Origin of the sequence: Cronobacter sakazakii (genome assembly GCF_000982825.1) — a bacterium.
GTDB lineage: Bacteria > Pseudomonadota > Gammaproteobacteria > Enterobacterales > Enterobacteriaceae > Cronobacter > Cronobacter sakazakii.
The window spans coordinates 3,845,469-3,864,933 of record NZ_CP011047.1 but is presented as its reverse complement, the minus strand read 5'-3'; the positions used below and the strand labels follow the sequence as shown (position 1 = coordinate 3,864,933).

Here is a 19,465-nt window from a genome sequence, read left to right as displayed (position 1 = left end):
TTTAAAAGCGCCTGCGGGCGCTTTTTTCATTTTAGACCCGCCTCTTTTATAAGAATTATTGATAAATTTTTTCATCGATATCTACCCGGCATTATTCAGCTAACTTATTATTTTTAATGAATTATGCCAGGCGAAAATCATCAGTACCGTAACGGATAAATGAACACTGTTCATCGACAACCTGTTTCGACCATAAAAGGCGATTTCTGGCAGATTGACTTTGCCGTTGCTGGTGGCATGATGCGCACGAATTCTTACCTTCCTCACGGTTTTATCCATGTCTATCTATACCCGGCCAGTGCTGCTTTTGCTCTGTGGCCTGCTGCTGTTGACCCTTGCGATAGCGGTGCTGAATACGCTCGTACCGCTGTGGCTGGCCCATGAAAATTTGCCGACCTGGCAGGTTGGTATGGTCGGCTCGTCTTATTTTACCGGCAACCTGCTGGGCACGCTGATTACCGGCGCGCTTATCAAGCGCTATGGATTTAACCGCAGCTACTATCTCGCTTCGCTGATTTTTGCTGCTGGTTGTGCCGGGCTCGGCATGACGCTCGGTTTCTGGAGCTGGCTTGCGTGGCGTTTTATCGCGGGTGTCGGCTGCGCGATGATTTGGGTGGTCGTGGAAAGCGCGCTGATGTGCAGCGGCACGGCACGTAACCGCGGGCGTCTGCTGGCGGCGTATATGATGGTCTACTATCTGGGCACGGTCGCCGGACAACTGATGGTCAGCAAGCTGCCGACCGACCTGATGAGCGTCCTGCCGTGGGTCACTGGCATGGTGATGGCGGCCATTCTGCCACTGCTCTTTACCCGTATCGTGAATAGCAGCAGCGAACATCAGGAAAAAACGCACGTCTGGCCGATGTTTAAGCTGCGTCAGGCGCGTCTTGGCGTTAACGGCTGCATTATCTCCGGTATTGTGCTGGGTTCGCTGTATGGTCTGATGCCGCTGTACCTTAACCATCAGGGCGTGAGCGACTCCGGGATCGGCTTCTGGATGGCGGTGATGGTGAGCGCCGGGATTATTGGCCAGTGGCCTATCGGTAAACTGGCTGACCGTTTCGGGCGTCTGCTGGTGTTGCGTGTGCAGGTATTTGTCGTGATAGTGGGCTGCATGGCGATGCTGGCGCAGGCTGCGATGGCACCAGCGCTGTTTGTTCTTGGTGCCGCCGGTTTTACGCTTTACCCGGTTGCGATGGCCTGGGCGTGTGAAAAGGTTGAGCATCACCAACTGGTGGCGATGAATCAGGCGCTGCTGCTGAGCTATACCATCGGCAGTCTGTTAGGGCCGACTTTTACCGCCATGCTGATGCAGAGCTATTCAGACAACTTACTGTTTGTGATGATTGCCAGCGTATCGTTTGTCTATCTGATGATGCTGATGCGCAAAGCCGGGCATCATCCTACGCCGGTGGCACACGCCTGATAACAAAACGCCCGCATGATGCGGGCGTTGTTTTTAGTACATCACTTTGTGGCCGTACTGCTCAAGGATCCCTTTGACGCGCTCCATCGTTTCCTTTTTCGGTGGTTTCACGCCGTCAAGCTTATACTCTTCGCCCATCGCCACCCATTTATGCTTACCCAGCTCGTGGTAGGGCAGCAGTTCGATTTTCTCGACGTTTCCCATATCGCGGGTAAATTCGCCCAAGCGATGTGCGGAATCATCATCATCAGACCAGCCAGGAACGACGACATAGCGGATCCAGGTTTTGATGCCTTTGGCTGAAATATATTTGGCGAACTCCAGCGTGCGGTGATTAGAGACGCCGACCAGATTCTGGTGGATTTCATCGTTCATCTGCTTGAGATCGAGCATCACCAGATCGGTTACTTCCAGCAGTTCATCGATAACCGGATCGTAGCGACGTACGAAACCGTTGGTATCGAGACAGGTATGAATGCCTTCTTTCTTACAGGCGCGGAACCAGTCGCGGACGAATTCCGCCTGGAGTATCGCCTCGCCGCCGGATGCCGTGACGCCGCCGCCGGACGCGTTCATAAAATGCCGGTAGGTCACCACCTCTTTCATCAGTTCTTCAACCGTAATCTCTTTGCCGCCGTGTGTGTCCCAGGTGTCGCGGTTGTGGCAATAGAGACAGCGCATCAGGCAGCCCTGAAAGAAGGTGATAAAGCGGATCCCTGGTCCGTCAACGGTGCCACAGGATTCGTAGGAGTGAATGCGACCAGTAACTGACATTGCGGTGTTATCTCCAGTTCAGGCCCGATGCAACAGGGCCGGGTGAGCGCGGTCTGTGCCGCGTCGAGTCTTTTTTGCGAGATAACTGAAGTATAGTCAGTCGCCTTGCAGAAAAGGCTCATACCGGGGTGGGTTATAAGAAAGGCCCCACAAACGTGGAGCCTTCATTTTACGCATTTTCAGCCAGAGCGGGTATTACATTGTCTGAGTGAAAGTACGGGTGATGACGTCCTGCTGCTGTTCTTTCGTCAGCGAGTTGAAACGCACCGCGTAACCAGACACACGAATGGTCAGCTGCGGGTATTTCTCAGGATGTTCCATCGCATCCAGCAGCATTTCGCGGTTCATGACGTTCACGTTCAGGTGCTGACCGCCTTCGATAGACGCTTCATGATGGAAGTAACCGTCCATCAGGCCCGCCAGGTTGGTTTTACGCACTTCGTCGTCTTTACCCAGCGCGTTCGGCACGATAGAGAAGGTGTAAGAGATACCATCTTTTGCGTAGGCGAACGGCAGTTTAGCAACCGAGGTCAGAGAAGCGACAGCGCCTTTCTGGTCACGGCCGTGCATCGGGTTAGCACCCGGGCCGAACGGTGCGCCAGCGCGGCGGCCATCCGGGGTGTTACCGGTTTTCTTACCATAAACCACGTTAGAGGTAATGGTCAGCACGGACTGGGTCGGGATAGCGTTGCGGTAGGTTTTCAGTTTCTGAATTTTCTTCATGAAACGTTCTACCAGGTCAACCGCCAGGTCATCCACGCGAGCGTCGTTGTTACCGAACTGCGGGTATTCGCCTTCGATTTCGAAGTCGATAGCCAGACCGTCTTCATCGCGAATCGGTTTAACTTTCGCGTATTTGATGGCAGACAGGGAGTCAGCCGCAACAGACAGACCTGCGATACCACACGCCATGGTGCGGATAACGTCGCGATCATGCAGCGCCATCAGCGAAGCTTCGTAGCTGTATTTGTCATGCATGTAGTGGATGATGTTCAGGGCGGTGACGTACTGTTTCGCCAGCCAGTCCATGAAGTGATCCATACGTTCCATGACTTCGTCGAAGTTCAGCAGATCGCCTTTGATCGGTTCAGATTTCGGGCCTACCTGCATTTTCAGTTTTTCATCAACGCCGCCGTTGATAGCGTACAGCATGGTTTTCGCGAGGTTAGCGCGAGCACCGAAGAACTGCATTTGCTTACCAACCACCATCGGGCTTACGCAGCACGCGATAGCGTAGTCGTCGTTGTTGAAGTCCGGACGCATCAGGTCATCGTTCTCGTACTGCAGAGAAGAGGTGTCGATGGAAACTTTCGCCGCGAATTTTTTGAAGTTCAGCGGCAGTTTTTCGGACCACAGAATCGTGATGTTCGGCTCCGGAGACGGCCCCATGGTGTAGAGGGTGTTCAGGAAGCGGAAGCTGTTTTTGGTTACCAGCGTACGGCCGTCAACGCCCATACCGCCAACGGATTCGGTTGCCCAGATCGGGTCGCCGGAGAACAGCTCATCATATTCCGGCGTACGCAGGAAGCGCACCATACGCAGTTTCATGACCAGGTGGTCGATCAGTTCCTGGGCTTCCTGCTCGGTGAGTTTGCCTGCTTTCAGGTCGCGTTCGATGTACACGTCAAGGAAGGTGGAGACGCGGCCAAAGGACATCGCGGCACCGTTCTGGGATTTCACCGCAGCCAGGTAGCCGAAGTAAGTCCACTGTACAGCTTCCTGCGCATTAGTCGCCGGACCGGAGATATCGCAGCCATATTTCGCTGCCATCTCTTTGATCTGGCCCAGAGCGCGGTGCTGTTCAGCAATTTCTTCACGCAGACGGATAGTCGCTTCCAGGTTTACGCCATTTTCCAGATCCTGCTGTAGAGAGACAAACTGTGCATATTTGTCTTTCATCAGGAAGTCGATACCGTACAGCGCAACGCGGCGGTAGTCACCGATAATACGGCCACGGCCGTAAGCATCCGGCAGACCGGTCAGCACGCCGGATTTACGGCAGTTCAGGATGTCTTTGGTGTAAACGTCGAATACGCCCTGGTTGTGGGTTTTACGGTATTCGGTGAAGATTTTTTTCAGTTGCGGATCCAGCTCGCGGTTGTACGCTTTGCAGGAACCTTCAACCATTTTGATGCCGCCAAACGGGATAATGGCGCGTTTCAGCGGAGCTTCAGTCTGCAGGCCAACAATTTTCTCAAGAGACTTGTTGATATAGCCTGCGTCATGCGAGGTGATGGTGGACGCTACGGAAGTGTCGAAGTCGACTGGCGCATGAGTGCGGTTCTCCAGTTTGACGCCTTCCATAACTTTGTCCCACAGGGTAGTGGTGGCTTCAGTTGCGCCAGCCAGGAAGGACTCGTCACCCTCGTATGGCGTGTAGTTTTTCTGGATAAAGTCGCGGACGTTGACTTCATTCTGCCAGTCGCCTTTCGCAAAACCTTCCCAGGCTGTGGCTAACTTTTCATTAAGCTCGGACATGTAACACCTACCTTCTTAAGTGGATTTTTTATTTACTGCCTGGAACAACTATCAGCGATGGTCATCGCCACGCAGGTAAATGACCCAGTACGTCAATCCGACAAGCAACCCTCCACCGATAATATTACCAATCGTTACCGGTATCAGGTTATCGACGATGAAATTCATCACGGTCAGATGAGAAAATTGGTCTGGCGAAGCGTGGATCGCGCTCCAGAACTCCGGGCTGCCAAAGTGACGAATCACTATCCCCATCGGGATCATAAACATGTTGGCGATGCTATGTTCGAATCCGCTGGCCACAAACATGCCGACCGGCAGAATCATAATAAAGGCCTTATCAATCAGGCTGCGTCCTGAATAACTCATCCAGACGGCCAGGCAGACCATCAGGTTAGCCAGGATGCCAAGGCAAACTGCCTCAATAAATGTATGTTCAACTTTATGCGACGCCGTTTGCAGGACATTAAGCCCCCAGCCGCCGTTGGCGGTCATATACTCGCCGGAAAGCCACATCAGTAAGACAAAGAGCAGGGCGCCAATCAGGTTGCCGATATAAACATTTACCCAGTTGCGCGTCAGCTGACCCCAGGTGATACGCCCGCTGGCTTTGGCGACCACAATCAGCACCGTTGAAGTAAAAAGATCGGCGCCGCAAATGACGCAAAGAATCAGACCGAGTGAGAAACAGATACCGCCAATCAGTTTGGTAATGCCAAAAGGCATCGCGGCAGCGCCGGTGGTGGCGGTGATATAGAAAACAAACGCAATGGAAATAAATACGCCAGCCGTAATTGCCAGATAAAACGTCTTTAACGGATGTTTCGTGGCTTTATAAACGCCCGCTTCCTCGGCAACTTTCGCCATCGCAGCAGGGAGTAAGGAGTCAAAAGGGTTGTCAGCTTTCACACTAACTCTCTCTTTATTTATTCGGCGAGTTGATACTAACAAAGCATGATGCAGTAAAATTTGATATGGATCATATCTCGCCAGGTTTGCAGGACTGAAATGCGTCTGGTTTTTACGCAATTTCAGCTTAACTTTATGATTATCAAATAAAAAATAAATTTTAAATATTATTAAAAGTGTTGAAAAAAAGCGGTTTGCCTCTCCTCATAAAGTGTTAATCATTATGAATTATTGGCTAAAAAAGGTAACAATCAAGCCGGGTGGATATATTTAATATTCACCAGTAATTAACTTGATATTTACATTCAAACTTTTAACCAGACAAATAAAAACGGGGCCGTAAACGCGCCCCGTCATATTTGCTAAACATAAGTGTGAAGCAGGTCAATTGATATGCGTTATATCAATTTCCTTGCCAAAACCTGGCTTTAGCCCGTTGAAGTTTTTCATAGGCAGCCAGCAGCGACTGATGCGCCGGGAAAGCTTTCAGATCGCCGTCGACGGGCTGTAGGCCATAGAAGGGCGCTTCGCCGCTAATAGCCGCGCTCGCGGCTTCCACCGCGTCTGCGCCATACATACGAACAAAGGCATTAAGGTACTGTAGCGGCTCGCGTTCCTCTTCCTGCGCCAGTAGCAGAAGCGTCTGCAGGCAACGATAGTAGTTGGCGCGCCCGGCGCTAAACACCGATGCGTTAAATTCCATGGTCCATTCAGTCCAGATCAGCGCCTGATCCAGATCGCCGCCAGCCAGCGCCAGCATCGCTTTTAGCTCGCCGATGCGCAGGGTATACCAGCCGTTGTCTTTACCCGTTGCCAGGCCCAGCAGTTCGCGCACGCGAGTGAAGTCGTCATGGCCTTCTTCGTCCAGTTGAGCGATCAGGTTCAGATAATCTTCTTTCTCCCACTCGCTGCCCGGCAGCGCCAGCAGCGTTTCGCGCAGATGGCTACCCATATTATTATTCGCGAGCAGCAGATCCTCTGCCGGATAGATGTCAGACATGCCCGGCACAATGATACGACAGGCGTAAACGCCCAGATGCTCGTAATCGGCGATGTAGACTTCTTTATCTTCAGCCTTAAAAATCGCCATCAGGGTAGCGAACTCTTCTTCCGTCGTACCGGCGAAGCTCCAGTCTACAAACGGATAATCCGCGTCCTGCTTGAACATATCCCAGGAGATAAGACCGCTGGAGTCGATGAAGTGCGTCTCAAGGTTCGCATGTTCGGCAACTTCTTCATCATCGAACGTCGGTGGCGTAAACACGTCGAGATCTTTCAGGCCGCGACCCTGCAGCAGCTCGGTGACGGTACGCTCCAGCGCCACACCGAAATCGGGATGCGCGCCGAAGGAGGCAAAGCAGGTGCCGTTGGCCCTGTTAAACAGTACAACGCAGATAACCGGATATTTTCCGCCGAGAGAGCCGTCGTAAGCGAAAATCGGAAAGCCTTCCGCTTCAAGTGTATTGATAGCCTCGACCACGCCAGGATAGCGCGCCAGCACCTCCTGCGGGATCTCCGGCAGGCTGATGCTTTCGGCAATAATGCGGTTCTTGATATGACGCTCAAACACTTCAGACAGCCCCTGAACACGGGCTTCGTTGCGGGTATTGCCCGCGGACATGCCATTGGATACATACAGGTTGCCGACGATGTTCATCGGAATGTAAACGGTCTGTTCATCTGACTGGCGGGTGAACGGCAGGGCGCAGATGCCGCGCTCTTCATTACCAGACTGCAGGTCAACCAGCATGCTGGCGGTCAGTTCGTTCTCCGGATCGTAAAACGCGCGCAGGCGGGCATCAAGAATGCCTTCCGGCAGTTCATCGCTTTGCGGGATCGGAAACCATTTTTCGTTCGGATAGTGCACGAACGGGCCGTTTGCGATCGTATCGCCCAGCCAGAAATCGGCGAAGAAATAGTTGGTGGACAGACGCTCAAAGTATTCGCCCAGCGCGGAAGCCAGCGCGGCTTTTTTGGTGGCACCTTTACCGTTGGTAAAGCACAGCGCGCACTCTTTGTCGCGAATATGCACAGACCAGACGTTCGGCACCGGGTTTAGCCAGGAGGCTTCTTCGATGTTAAAGCCCAGATCGGTGAGTTTCTGCTGGAAGCGAGCGATGGAGTCTTCCAGTGCGGCATCTTTGCCGGGGATGAAGGTTTGAGTCATGGGATCCACTTTTATCGTACGCAAAGCGCGCAATGATACGGATTTTAGCCCTTCTGCGCCATCGTCCCGCCCGATGCGGCAAAAATAAATCTTACGACTATCATTAATCAAGATAACTCCCTGTTATGGCGTAAGAAAAATATGAAAGCTTTCGATTTGCAACGGATGGCGCTTGACAAGTTTCCATTAGAATTTCTGGGTGAAGTCGCGCTGCGCAGCCTTTACACCTTTATCCTGGTGTTTCTGTTTCTCAAAATTACCGGGCGACGTGGCGTACGTCAGATGTCGCTCTTTGAAGTACTAATCATTCTGACGCTCGGATCAGCGGCGGGGGACGTGGCGTTTTATGACGACGTGCCGCTGCTGCCCGTGCTGGTAGTGTTTGTTACGCTCGGCGTGCTCTATCGTCTGGTGATGTGGCTGATGTCCTGTAGCGAAAAGCTTGAGGATCTACTGGAGGGCAAACCGCGCATCATTATTGAAGACGGCGAACTGGCCTGGGAAAAGCTCAACCGGGAGAACATGACCGAATTTGAGTTTTTTATGGAGCTGCGTACCAAAGGCGTGGAGCATCTGGGGCAGGTGCGACTCGCTATCCTTGAGGCTAACGGCCAAATCAGCGTTTATTACTATCCGGATAAACTGGTGCGCCCGGGACTGTCGATTCTGCCGGAGTATTGCAGCGAGCGTTTTGAACACATCCCTGAAACCGGCGATTACGCCTGTATCCGGTGTAGCGAAGTGGTGACGTTTGATGCCGGTGTGAAACCGTCCTGTCCGCGCTGCAAAAACCATATATGGGTGAAGGCAAGCACCGCGACCCGCGTCACCTGACAGCAAATTCCACCGTCAGCGGGCGCTGCGCTGGCGGATTGTGTTGTGTGATTTGGCGCACATTCCCTCTGGTGCCAGGATTAGCCGTTGCAGCCCTGTCAACGGAATGATAAAACCGATAGCCACAGGAAAAACTTATTGCTTTTAGCGTGGTGAGGGGAAATGGCTCAGGTCTACAATTTTAGTTCTGGCCCGGCGATGCTGCCGGCGGATGTGTTACGAGTGGCTCAGGAAGAGTTGCGTGACTGGCAGGGGTTAGGCACCTCTGTGATGGAAATCAGCCACCGTAGCAAAGAGTTTATTCAGGTGGCGGAACAGGCGGAACAGGATTTTCGCGATCTGCTGGAAATCCCCTCAAATTATAAAGTGTTATTCTGCCACGGCGGCGGACGCGGGCAGTTCTCCGCGCTTCCGCTGAATCTGCTGGGCGACAAAACGACTGCCGATTATGTTGATGGCGGCTACTGGGCGGCAAGCGCGGTTAAAGAAGCCAAAAAATACCTGACGCCGAACGTGATCGACGCGAAAATCACCGTTGATGGCAAACGCGCCATTAAGCCGATGAGCGAGTGGCAGCTCTCGGCGGATGCCGCTTATGTGCACTACTGCCCGAATGAAACCATCGACGGCATCGCGATTAACGATACGCCTGATTTTGGCGACGCTATCGTTACCGCCGATTTCTCCTCCACCATTCTTTCTCATCCGATTGATGTCAGCCGTTACGGCGTCATCTACGCGGGCGCGCAGAAAAACATTGGCCCGGCGGGCCTGACGCTGGTTATCGTGCGTGAGGATCTGCTTGGCAAGGCGCATGTCTCTTGCCCGTCGGTGCTGGATTACAGCGTGCTGAGCGAAAACGACTCCATGTTCAACACGCCGCCAACGTTTGCCTGGTATCTCGCGGGCCTGGTGTTTAAATGGCTCAAAACCAACGGCGGCGTGGCGGCGATGGACAAGATCAACCAGCAAAAAGCCGATCTGCTCTACGGCGTGATTGATAATAGTGATTTCTATCGCAACGATGTTGCAACGGCTAACCGTTCACGCATGAACGTACCGTTCCAGCTCGCCGACAGCAGTCTGGATAAGCTGTTCCTTGAAGAATCTTTTGCAGCGGGCCTGCACGCGCTGAAAGGCCACCGCGTGGTCGGCGGCATGCGTGCCTCTATTTATAACGCGATGCCGCTCGAAGGGGTGAAAGCCCTGACCGACTTCATGGTGGATTTCGAACGCCGTCACGGTTAATCCTTCCGTTATGATTCGCCCCGCGGCTGGCCGCGGGGTTTTTATTCTGTTTTATTGAGACTTTTTCCATGCAGGAATCCCTGACCTTACAACCCATCGCGCGCGTGGATGGCACCATTAATCTTCCTGGCTCCAAGAGCGTTTCCAACCGGGCGCTGCTGCTCGCCGCACTGGCAAAAGGCACCACGACGCTCACCAACCTCCTGGACAGCGACGACGTGCGCCATATGCTGAACGCGCTCAACGCGCTTGGCGTTCATTATTCGCTTTCAGACGATCGCACCCGCTGTGAAATTCAGGGGCAGGGCGGGCCGTTCAATACGCTAGTGGAGCTGGAACTGTTTTTAGGTAACGCCGGAACCGCAATGCGTCCGCTGGCAGCGGCGCTGTGCCTTGGCACTAATAATGTGGTGCTGACTGGCGAGCCGCGCATGAAAGAGCGCCCGATTGGACATCAGGTCGACGCGCTGCGTCAGGGCGGCGCAGATGTCACGTATCTGGAGCAGGAAAACTATCCGCCGCTGCATCTGAAAGGCGGATTCACCGGTGGCAACGTGACCGTTGATGGCAGCGTTTCAAGCCAGTTCCTGACCGCGCTGTTAATGGCCGCTCCGCTGGCACCGGGCAACACCGCTATCGACATTAAAGGCGAGCTGGTATCAAAGCCCTACATTGATATCACGTTGCACCTGATGAAAACCTTTGGGGTTGAGGTGGAAAACCAAAACTACCAGCGTTTTGTCATTCAGGGCGGCCAGCAGTACCAGTCGCCAGGACATTATCTGGTAGAAGGCGATGCGTCTTCCGCGTCTTATTTCCTCGCGGCGGCAGCCATTAAAGGCGGCACTGTCAAAGTCACCGGTATTGGGCGCAATAGTGTGCAGGGCGATATTCGCTTTGCTGACGTGCTGGAAAAAATGGGCGCACACATCACCTGGGGCGACGATTTCATCAGTTGCACCCGCGGTGAGCTGAACGCGATTGATATGGATATGAACCATATTCCCGACGCGGCGATGACCATCGCGACCACCGCGTTGTTCGCCACCGGCACCACCACGCTTCGTAATATCTATAACTGGCGTGTGAAGGAAACAGACCGCCTGGCGGCGATGGCCACCGAACTGCGTAAAGTCGGCGCCACGGTTGAAGAGGGGCATGACTTCATTACCGTCACGCCGCCTGCGCAGTTACAGTTTGCGGATATCGGCACCTATAACGATCATCGCATGGCGATGTGTTTCTCGCTGGTGGCGCTTTCCGACACGCCGGTTACTATTCTCGACCCGAAATGCACCGCGAAAACCTTCCCGAATTATTTCGCGCAGCTCGCGCGTATCAGCCACTCTGCTTAAATACGTATTTTTCCGGAACGGCAGCGCGCCGTTCCGGGCATCTGCGCCCACTTCTTCTACACTCAGCCACAATGGCGGCGATATTTTGCCGGAAAGATAACAGTCTGCGGTGATGAAGCGTATAATGCGCCGCGTTCACGTTGCAGGCCTGCCATTTGTTATTGAAGGAGAAAAAGATGACGGCATCCGTCCCGGTAATCACAATCGATGGCCCAAGCGGCGCAGGGAAAGGCACGCTCTGTAAAGCGATGGCTGAAACCCTGCAATGGCATTTGCTGGATTCCGGCGCCATCTATCGGGTTCTCGCGCTGGCCGCCCTGCATCATCATGTTGATGTCGCTTCCGAAGAAGCGCTCGTTCCGCTGGCTGCGCACCTGGATGTGCGCTTCGTCGCGCAGCAGGGCGAACTGGAAGTCATTCTGGAAGGTGAAGACGTCAGTGCCGAGATCCGCACGCAGGAGGTGGCCAACGCCGCCTCGCAGATTGCCGCGTTCCCGCGTGTGCGCGAAGCACTGCTGCGCCGTCAGCGCGCATTTCGTGAAGCACCCGGCCTGATTGCCGACGGGCGCGACATGGGAACGGTGGTTTTCCCTGATGCGCCAGTGAAAATTTTCCTTGATGCTTCCTCCGAGGAACGTGCTCATCGCCGTATGCTACAGTTGCAGGAAAAGGGCTTTAGTGTTAACTTTGAACGCCTTTTGGCCGAGATAAAAGAGCGCGATGACCGCGATCGTAACCGGCCAGTAGCGCCGTTAGTGCCCGCGCACGATGCTCTGGTGCTGGATTCCACCAGCCTTAGCATTGAAGAAGTTATCGAAAAGGCGCTTGAATACGCCCGTGAAAAACTGGCGCTCGCGAAGTAACGCGACCGAATTTGCAGTACCCCCGTTGCAATGGAGTGACAGCGGGTATGTGAAACAACCCCACCCAGCATGATGCCAGGTGGACGTTAATTTAAAACCTGAAGATTAAACATGACTGAATCTTTTGCTCAACTCTTTGAAGAATCCCTGAAAGAAATCGAAACCCGCCCGGGTTCTATCGTTCGTGGCGTTGTTGTTGCTATCGACAAAGACGTAGTACTGGTTGACGCCGGTCTGAAATCTGAGTCCGCCATTCCGGCAGAGCAGTTCAAAAACGCCCAGGGCGAAATTGAAATCCAGGTTGGTGACGAAGTTGACGTTGCTCTGGATGCAGTAGAAGACGGTTTCGGTGAAACCCTGCTGTCTCGTGAGAAAGCTAAACGTCACGAAGCGTGGCTGATGCTGGAAAAAGCTTACGAAGAAGCTGCAACCGTTACTGGTGTTATCAATGGCAAAGTCAAGGGCGGCTTCACTGTTGAGCTGAACGGTATTCGTGCGTTCCTGCCGGGTTCCTTGGTAGACGTGCGTCCGGTTCGTGACACCCTGCACCTCGAAGGCAAAGAGCTTGAATTCAAAGTAATCAAGCTGGATCAGAAGCGCAACAACGTTGTTGTTTCTCGTCGTGCCGTTATCGAATCTGAAAACAGCGCAGAGCGCGATCAGCTGCTGGAAAACCTGCAGGAAGGCATGGAAGTTAAAGGTATCGTTAAGAACCTCACTGACTACGGTGCATTCGTTGATCTGGGCGGCGTAGACGGCCTGCTGCACATCACTGATATGGCCTGGAAACGCGTTAAGCATCCGAGCGAAATCGTGAACGTGGGCGACGAAATCACTGTTAAAGTGCTGAAGTTCGACCGCGAGCGTACCCGTGTCTCTTTGGGCCTGAAACAGCTGGGCGAAGATCCGTGGGTTGCTATCGCTAAACGTTACCCGGAAGGCACCCGCCTGACTGGTCGCGTAACCAACCTGACCGACTACGGCTGCTTCGTTGAAATCGAAGAAGGCGTTGAAGGCCTGGTACACGTTTCCGAAATGGACTGGACCAACAAAAACATCCACCCGTCCAAAGTCGTTAACGTTGGTGACGTGGTAGAAGTGATGGTTCTGGATATCGACGAAGAACGTCGTCGTATCTCCCTGGGCCTGAAACAGTGCAAAGCCAACCCGTGGCAGCAGTTCGCTGAGACCCACAACAAAGGCGATCGCGTTGAAGGTAAAATCAAGTCTATCACTGACTTCGGTATCTTCATCGGCCTGGACGGCGGCATCGACGGTCTGGTTCACCTGTCTGACATCTCCTGGAACGTGGCTGGCGAAGAAGCCGTTCGCGAGTACAAAAAAGGCGACGAAATCGCTGCCGTTGTACTGCAGGTTGACGCAGAGCGTGAGCGTATCTCACTGGGCGTTAAACAGCTCGCAGAAGATCCGTTCAACAACTACGTTGCACTGAACAAGAAAGGTGCAATCGTTACTGGTAAAGTAACCGCAGTTGACGCGAAAGGTGCCACAGTTGAATTAGCAGACGGCGTTGAAGGTTACCTGCGCGCTTCTGAAGCTTCCCGTGACCGCGTAGAAGACGCGACTCTGGTTCTGAGCGTTGGTGACGACGTTGAAGCTAAATTCACCGGCGTTGATCGTAAGAACCGCGTTGTGAGCCTGTCTGTTCGTGCGAAAGACGAAGCTGACGAGAAAGATGCAATCGCTTCTGTTAACAACAAACAGGAAGAAGGCAACTTCTCTAACGCAATGGCTGAAGCGTTCAAAGCAGCTAAAGGCGAGTAATTGCCTTGACAGATTACAGGTTCCGGCCTGTAATCAGACACTAAGGGCGGCTTTGGCCGCCCTTGTTCGATGATAGCTGTAAGACAATTTTCCTGAATGGAAACCGGAGGAAACATGACCAAGTCAGAATTAATCGAAAGACTTGCAAGCCAGCACTCCCATATCCCGGCGAAAGCGGTGGAAGATGCGGTTAAAGAGATGCTGGAACATATGGCCTCTACCCTTGCCCAGGGCGAGCGTATTGAAATCCGGGGTTTCGGCAGTTTCTCCTTACACTATCGCGCACCACGCACCGGGCGTAACCCCAAAACAGGTGATAAAGTCGAGCTGGAAGGTAAATACGTTCCGCACTTTAAACCGGGCAAAGAACTACGCGACCGCGCCAATATTTACGGTTAAGGTTTATCGCTTAACCTTGCAGAAAACGGTACTTATGGGTGCCGTTTTTTGTGCCCGTCACATGACTTTGCGAGCTTTCTCGACGCATTGCCTGCAACATCTGCAATACCATAAATTCTTCTCTGCACATCTCGTAAATCCACCAGTTACAGCCTGACAACGTTCCTTTTCGACCGCACACTTCGTGGCAACAAGGAGGTGTCTGTGATCTCACTGCCCGCGTTGAGCCTGTGCGTTATGGCTGGTCTGTCGCCACTGCTGTTCTTACCTTCGCTACCGACTGTCGCGCAAATAGCCGTCATCACAATTGCATCGACGTTAATGCTGTTTTTGCGACATTTCGCTGTGCGGTTTCTGGCGCTGACGCTGCTTTTCTTTTGCTGGGGGCTGCTCGCTGCCCGACAGGTTACGCTGCCATATGCATTGTTAACGACAAAAACGCACCAGGTTGAAGCCGTTATTACCGGGACTGATGGCGCGACGGAACACCATATTAAAATTTACCGGGCAGACGGCAAGCGGTGGTTTCCTGCGCCTGGCGTGGTACTGCGAGACAGCTATTTACCAAAAAAGGCCTGCGCCGGTCAGCGCTGGTTGATGACGTTGCGCCTGCGGCCAGTTCACGGGCAGCTCAACGAGGGCGGTTTTGACAGCCAGCGTTATGCCTTGTCGCAACATTTACCGCTGACAGGGCGTGTTGTATCTACGCAACTCCTTGAAGATAGCTGCCGCTTTCGGGCTCGTTATCTGGCTTCTTTCAGTCACCATATGGCGGCTTTTAACTGGCAGCCAGTGATACTGGCGCTCGGTTTCGGCGAACGCATGGCATTGACGGACGATGTCAAACGCTTGCTTCGTGAAACCGGCACCGCGCATTTGATGGCTATCTCAGGGTTGCACATCGGCTTTGCGGGGACGCTTGGATGGGCGCTGGCGCGCTTACTGCAACTATTACTGCCTGCGCGTCGTTTAGGCTACCGGTTTCCTTTACTAGCGATGCTTACTGCTGCGGCGCTCTATACCTGGCTTAGCGGGAGTAATCCGCCTGCCATCAGAACGCTTATCGCTCTGTCCGCGTGGTGCGCGCTGCGGCTTTGCGGCAGGCAATGGACGCCCTGGCAGGTATGGATGTGCTGCGTCGCGGCCATCCTGTTTTTTGATCCTGTGGCGATATTATCGGAAAGCCTCTGGCTCTCGGCCTTTGCCGTGGCAGCGCTGATTTTCTGGTATCAGTGGGTGCCGCTGCGCGCGGAAGGGAAATGGCGACCGTTAAAAAGCTTGCTGCATCTGCAATGTGGTATGACGCTCCTTCTGCTGCCGCTTCAGTTGCTGTTGTTCCACGGGCTCAGCCTGACATCGCTACTGGCGAATCTGATTGCGGTGCCAGTCATTACTTTCGTCGTTGTTCCACTGGTGCTGTTGAGCATGGTGCTGGATCTGGCGCATCTGGCATGGCTGGAACATTACGCGGGTTTGCTGGCTGATAGATCGCTCGCGTTGCTTTTCTGGCTATTACGAGAGCTTCCCCCCGGATGGCTAAGCCTTGACCAGCGCTATCAGTGGATAATACTCGCCCCGTGGCTGATTATCATTGCGTTGAGAGTGGGCTGGCACCGCATTTCGCCCGCCACGTGTGGTATCTCACTGGGCCTGTTGACATGGCCCTTCTGGCAAAAAACGGCAGATGATGTCTGGCGGCTGCACATGCTGGATATCGGACATGGGCTTGCCATCGTCATTGAGCGCCACGGCAGAGCGATACTCTATGACAGCGGCAACGCCTGGCCGGGCGGCGACAGCGCGCAGCAAACCATTATTCCCTGGCTGCGGTGGCATCATCTCAAGCCTGAGGGCGTCATCATCAGCCATGAACATCTGGATCACCGGGGCGGTCTGGAGAGCCTTACCAGTACGTGGCCGACAATGTGGATACGCAGTTCGCTCCACTGGGCTGGCCATATCCCCTGTGTCAAAGGCTCGCACTGGCGCTGGCAGGGGCTGGTGTTTACGGTTCACTGGCCCCCTGAAGGTTATCAGGAGCGAGGCAATAACCGCTCCTGTGTCGTTAAAGTGGATGACGGCGAGCACAGCATCCTGCTTACCGGCGATATTGAAGCTTCCGCAGAGTTGACTATGCTCAAAAACCAGTGGCAACCGTTGCAGGCGGATATTCTTCAGGTGCCTCACCACGGCAGCCGTACTTCATCGACGCCTACGCTGTTATCGGTAGTTAATGGCAAAGCGGCGCTGGCGTCGGCATCACGATATAACGCCTGGCGGTTGCCTTCTGCAAAAGTGGTGAAATGCTATCAGCAGCACCGTTATCAGTGGTTTGATACGGCACATGCCGGGCAGCTTTCAGTCTCTTTTTCATCAGGGCAATGGAAAATCGAGGGGTTAAGAGAACAGATTTCACCCCGCTGGTATCATGAGTGGTTTGGCTCACCTGCTGAATACAGGTAGAATATGCGGCTATTTCAACGAAAGCTGGTTTTTTGAATGCATAACGATAAAGATCTCTCCACGTGGCAGACCTTCCGCCGACTCTGGCCGGTGATAGCGCCCTTTAAAACGGGTCTGATTGTGGCTGGGGTAGCGTTAATACTCAACGCAGCCAGCGATACCTATATGCTATCGCTACTTAAACCATTACTGGATGATGGTTTCGGTAAAACCGATCGCTCAGTGCTGCTATGGATGCCACTGGTGGTCATTGGGCTGATGATCCTGCGCGGTATCACCAGCTATGTTTCCAGTTATTGCATCTCCTGGGTTTCCGGGAAAGTCGTCATGACGATGCGCCGACGTTTGTTTAATCATATGATGGGCATGCCTGTCTCTTTCTTTGATAAACAATCTACCGGTACCTTGCTCTCCCGTATCACCTACGATTCTGAGCAGGTGGCGTCTTCTTCATCCAGCGCGCTGATTACCGTCGTGCGTGAAGGGGCGTCAATCATTGGTCTGTTCATCATGATGTTCTACTACAGCTGGCAGCTTTCGCTGATCCTTATCGTACTGGCACCAATTGTGTCACTGGCGATTCGTGTCGTGTCGAAACGCTTTCGCAGCATCAGTAAAAACATGCAGAACACCATGGGGCAGGTGACGACCAGCGCGGAGCAGATGCTTAAAGGCCATAAAGAAGTGCTGATTTTCGGTGGCCAGCAGGTTGAAGGCGAGCGTTTTGCTAAGGTCAGCAACAAGATGCGTCTGCAGGGCATGAAAATGGTCTCGGCCTCGTCAATTTCTGATCCGATTATTCAGCTGATAGCGTCCCTGGCGCTGGCGTTTGTGCTCTATGCGGCAAGCTTCCCGAGCGTCATGGAAACCCTGACGGCAGGTACCATCACCGTTGTGTTCTCGTCCATGATTGCCCTGATGCGCCCGCTGAAATCGCTGACTAACGTGAACGCTCAGTTCCAGCGCGGGATGGCAGCCTGTCAGACGCTGTTCGCTATTCTCGACAGCGAACAGGAAAAAGACGAAGGCACGCGTGTCATCGAACGTGCGCAGGGGAATCTCGAATTCCGCAATGTCACCTTTACCTACCCGGGACGTGAAATTCCGGCACTGCGTGATATCAACCTGTCTATCCCTGCCGGGAAGACGGTCGCGCTGGTGGGGCGTTCAGGCTCTGGTAAATCGACACTCGCAAGCCTCATCACGCGTTTTTATGACATCGACAGCGGCGAAATCCTGATGGATGGCCACGACCTGCGCGACTACACGCTATCGTCGTTGCGTAATCAGGTTGCGCTGGTATCGCAGAACGTGCATCTCTTTAATGACACCATCGCGAATAACATTGCTTACGCGCGCACCGATGTTTACAGCCGTGAAGCCATTGAGAATGCCGCCCGTATGGCTTATGCGATGGATTTCATCAATAAGATGGATAACGGTCTGGATACGGTCATCGGCGAAAACGGCGTTCTGCTTTCCGGTGGTCAGCGTCAGCGTATCGCGATTGCCCGCGCGCTGCTGCGAGACAGCCCGATCCTTATCCTCGATGAAGCGACGTCTGCGCTGGATACAGAATCAGAACGTGCTATTCAGGCCGCGCTGGATGAACTGCAAAAGAACCGCACCTCGCTGGTTATCGCGCATCGTCTTTCGACTATCGAGCAGGCGGATGAAATCGTGGTTATCGAAGACGGACGCATTGTCGAGCGAGGCAATCATACCGAGCTTCTGGAACAGCATGGCGTTTATGCGCAGCTTCATAAAATGCAGTTCGGGCAATGATTGAGCGCATCTGGTCTGGCCGTTCGCCGTTATGGGTGCTCCTGCTGCCGCTCTCCTGGCTGTATGGCCTCATTAGCAGCGCTATCCGCCTGAGCTATCAGCTGGGCTTACGTAAGGCCTGGCGCGCGCCGGTGCCGGTGGTCGTGGTGGGGAATCTTACCGCAGGCGGCAACGGTAAAACGCCGGTCGTGGTCTGGCTGGTTGAGCAACTGCAGCAGCGAGGTATACGCGCAGGCGTAGTGTCGCGTGGTTACGGCGGGAAGGCTGCGCATTATCCGTTAGTGCTTAGCGCAGCTACCACGCCTGCGCAAGCAGGCGACGAGCCGGTGCTTATCTACCAGCGCACTGGCGCGCCCGTGGCGGTATCCGCCAATCGCGCGCAGGCGGTGCAGGCGCTTATCGATAACGCCGGGCCGCAAATCATCATTACCGATGATGGTCTTCAACACTACGCGCTGGCGCGCGATAAAGAAATCGTGGTGGTTGATGGCGTGCGCCGTTTCGGCAACGGTTGGTGGCTTCCGGCAGGCCCAATGCGTGAGCGCGCATTAAGGCTTAAGCAGGTTGATGCGGTCATTACCAATGGTGGAGAAGCGCGTCCCGGCGAAATCGCCATGCAGCTTGAACCAGGGCTCGCGGTTAATTTACGCAGCGGTGAAAGGCGTCCGGTCAATACGCTGGAAAATGTGGTGGCGATGGCAGGCATCGGTCATCCACCGCGCTTTTTCGCAACGCTTGAAAAATGCGGTCTGACACCCGTTAAAACCCTGAGCCTCGCTGACCATCAGGCGCTGCGTGAAACCGACGTGCTGGCGTTGCTCAGCGAAGGTCAGAGCCTGCTGATGACGGAAAAAGACGCGGTGAAATGTCGCGCCTTCGCCCATGATAACTGGTGGTATCTGCCAGTCGACGCGACGCTTGCGCAGCCGCAAGCCGATCAATTACTGAAGGACATTCTCACGCTGGTGCGTTAAGCAGG

At 53.8% G+C, this 19,465-nt stretch carries 14 protein-coding genes; 10 read left to right on the top strand and 4 right to left on the bottom strand.

From position 1 onward, the window contains the following. Positions 1-277 precede the first annotated feature (277 nt). Positions 278-1,426 carry an MFS transporter gene (locus CSK29544_RS18405; protein ID WP_007898175.1) on the top strand — a complete coding sequence of 383 codons (1,149 nt, stop codon included), beginning with the start codon at positions 278-280 and terminating at the stop codon, positions 1,424-1,426. Positions 1,427-1,459: 33 nt separating this feature from the next. On the opposite strand, the gene pflA is transcribed toward CSK29544_RS18405, so the two are convergent. From pflA to ycaO, 4 genes are all read right to left on the bottom strand, one after another. Continuing rightward, complete coding sequence (gene pflA / locus CSK29544_RS18400; protein WP_007782507.1) at positions 1,460-2,200, bottom strand: pyruvate formate lyase 1-activating protein; 741 nt, start codon at positions 2,198-2,200, stop codon at positions 1,460-1,462. A 195-nt stretch (positions 2,201-2,395) separates the two neighbouring features. Continuing rightward, the gene (gene pflB / locus CSK29544_RS18395; protein ID WP_004387360.1) at positions 2,396-4,678 is read right to left on the bottom strand and encodes a formate C-acetyltransferase; all 2,283 of its coding nucleotides are present in this window, start codon (positions 4,676-4,678) and stop codon (positions 2,396-2,398) included. A gap of 51 nt (positions 4,679-4,729) precedes the next feature. Beyond that, complete coding sequence (gene focA / locus CSK29544_RS18390; RefSeq protein ID WP_004387359.1) at positions 4,730-5,587, bottom strand: formate transporter FocA; 858 nt, start codon at positions 5,585-5,587, stop codon at positions 4,730-4,732. Between the two features lie 403 nt (positions 5,588-5,990). Then, entirely contained in the window at positions 5,991-7,754 is a 1,764-nt protein-coding gene (gene ycaO / locus CSK29544_RS18385) for a 30S ribosomal protein S12 methylthiotransferase accessory factor YcaO (RefSeq protein WP_042389992.1), read from the bottom strand. Positions 7,755-7,895: 141 nt separating this feature from the next. On the opposite strand from ycaO, the gene CSK29544_RS18380 reads away from it, so the two are divergent. The 9 genes from CSK29544_RS18380 (at position 7,896) to lpxK (ending at position 19,460) form a co-directional block, all read left to right on the top strand. After that, complete coding sequence (locus tag CSK29544_RS18380; protein ID WP_004387357.1) at positions 7,896-8,588, top strand: DUF421 domain-containing protein; 693 nt, start codon at positions 7,896-7,898, stop codon at positions 8,586-8,588. Between the two features lie 162 nt (positions 8,589-8,750). Next, a complete protein-coding gene (serC, locus tag CSK29544_RS18375; protein WP_004387356.1) occupies positions 8,751-9,836 on the top strand; it encodes a 3-phosphoserine/phosphohydroxythreonine transaminase in 1,086 nt (361 codons plus the stop codon). Positions 9,837-9,904: 68 nt separating this feature from the next. Continuing rightward, positions 9,905-11,191, top strand: coding sequence for a 3-phosphoshikimate 1-carboxyvinyltransferase (gene aroA / locus CSK29544_RS18370; RefSeq protein ID WP_007898166.1), 1,287 nt, complete (start codon positions 9,905-9,907; stop codon positions 11,189-11,191). 176 nt (positions 11,192-11,367) lie between these two features. Continuing rightward, entirely contained in the window at positions 11,368-12,054 is a 687-nt protein-coding gene (gene cmk / locus CSK29544_RS18365) for a (d)CMP kinase (protein ID WP_007866476.1), read from the top strand. Between the two features lie 111 nt (positions 12,055-12,165). Then, entirely contained in the window at positions 12,166-13,839 is a 1,674-nt protein-coding gene (rpsA, locus tag CSK29544_RS18360) for a 30S ribosomal protein S1 (protein ID WP_004387354.1), read from the top strand. A gap of 114 nt (positions 13,840-13,953) precedes the next feature. Continuing rightward, positions 13,954-14,238 carry an integration host factor subunit beta gene (ihfB, locus tag CSK29544_RS18355; protein ID WP_004387353.1) on the top strand — a complete coding sequence of 95 codons (285 nt, stop codon included), beginning with the start codon at positions 13,954-13,956 and terminating at the stop codon, positions 14,236-14,238. A 204-nt stretch (positions 14,239-14,442) separates the two neighbouring features. Further along, positions 14,443-16,701 (top strand): ComEC family protein, encoded by a 2,259-nt coding sequence (locus CSK29544_RS18350; protein ID WP_007898159.1) that lies wholly within the window; start codon positions 14,443-14,445, stop codon positions 16,699-16,701. Between the two features lie 36 nt (positions 16,702-16,737). Continuing rightward, a complete protein-coding gene (gene msbA, locus CSK29544_RS18345; protein WP_004387352.1) occupies positions 16,738-18,486 on the top strand; it encodes a lipid A ABC transporter ATP-binding protein/permease MsbA in 1,749 nt (582 codons plus the stop codon). Then, positions 18,483-19,460 (top strand): tetraacyldisaccharide 4'-kinase, encoded by a 978-nt coding sequence (gene lpxK / locus CSK29544_RS18340; RefSeq protein ID WP_007898156.1) that lies wholly within the window; start codon positions 18,483-18,485, stop codon positions 19,458-19,460. The genes msbA and lpxK overlap by 4 nt, the downstream gene beginning before the upstream one ends. The last annotated feature ends 5 nt before the right edge of the window (positions 19,461-19,465 follow it).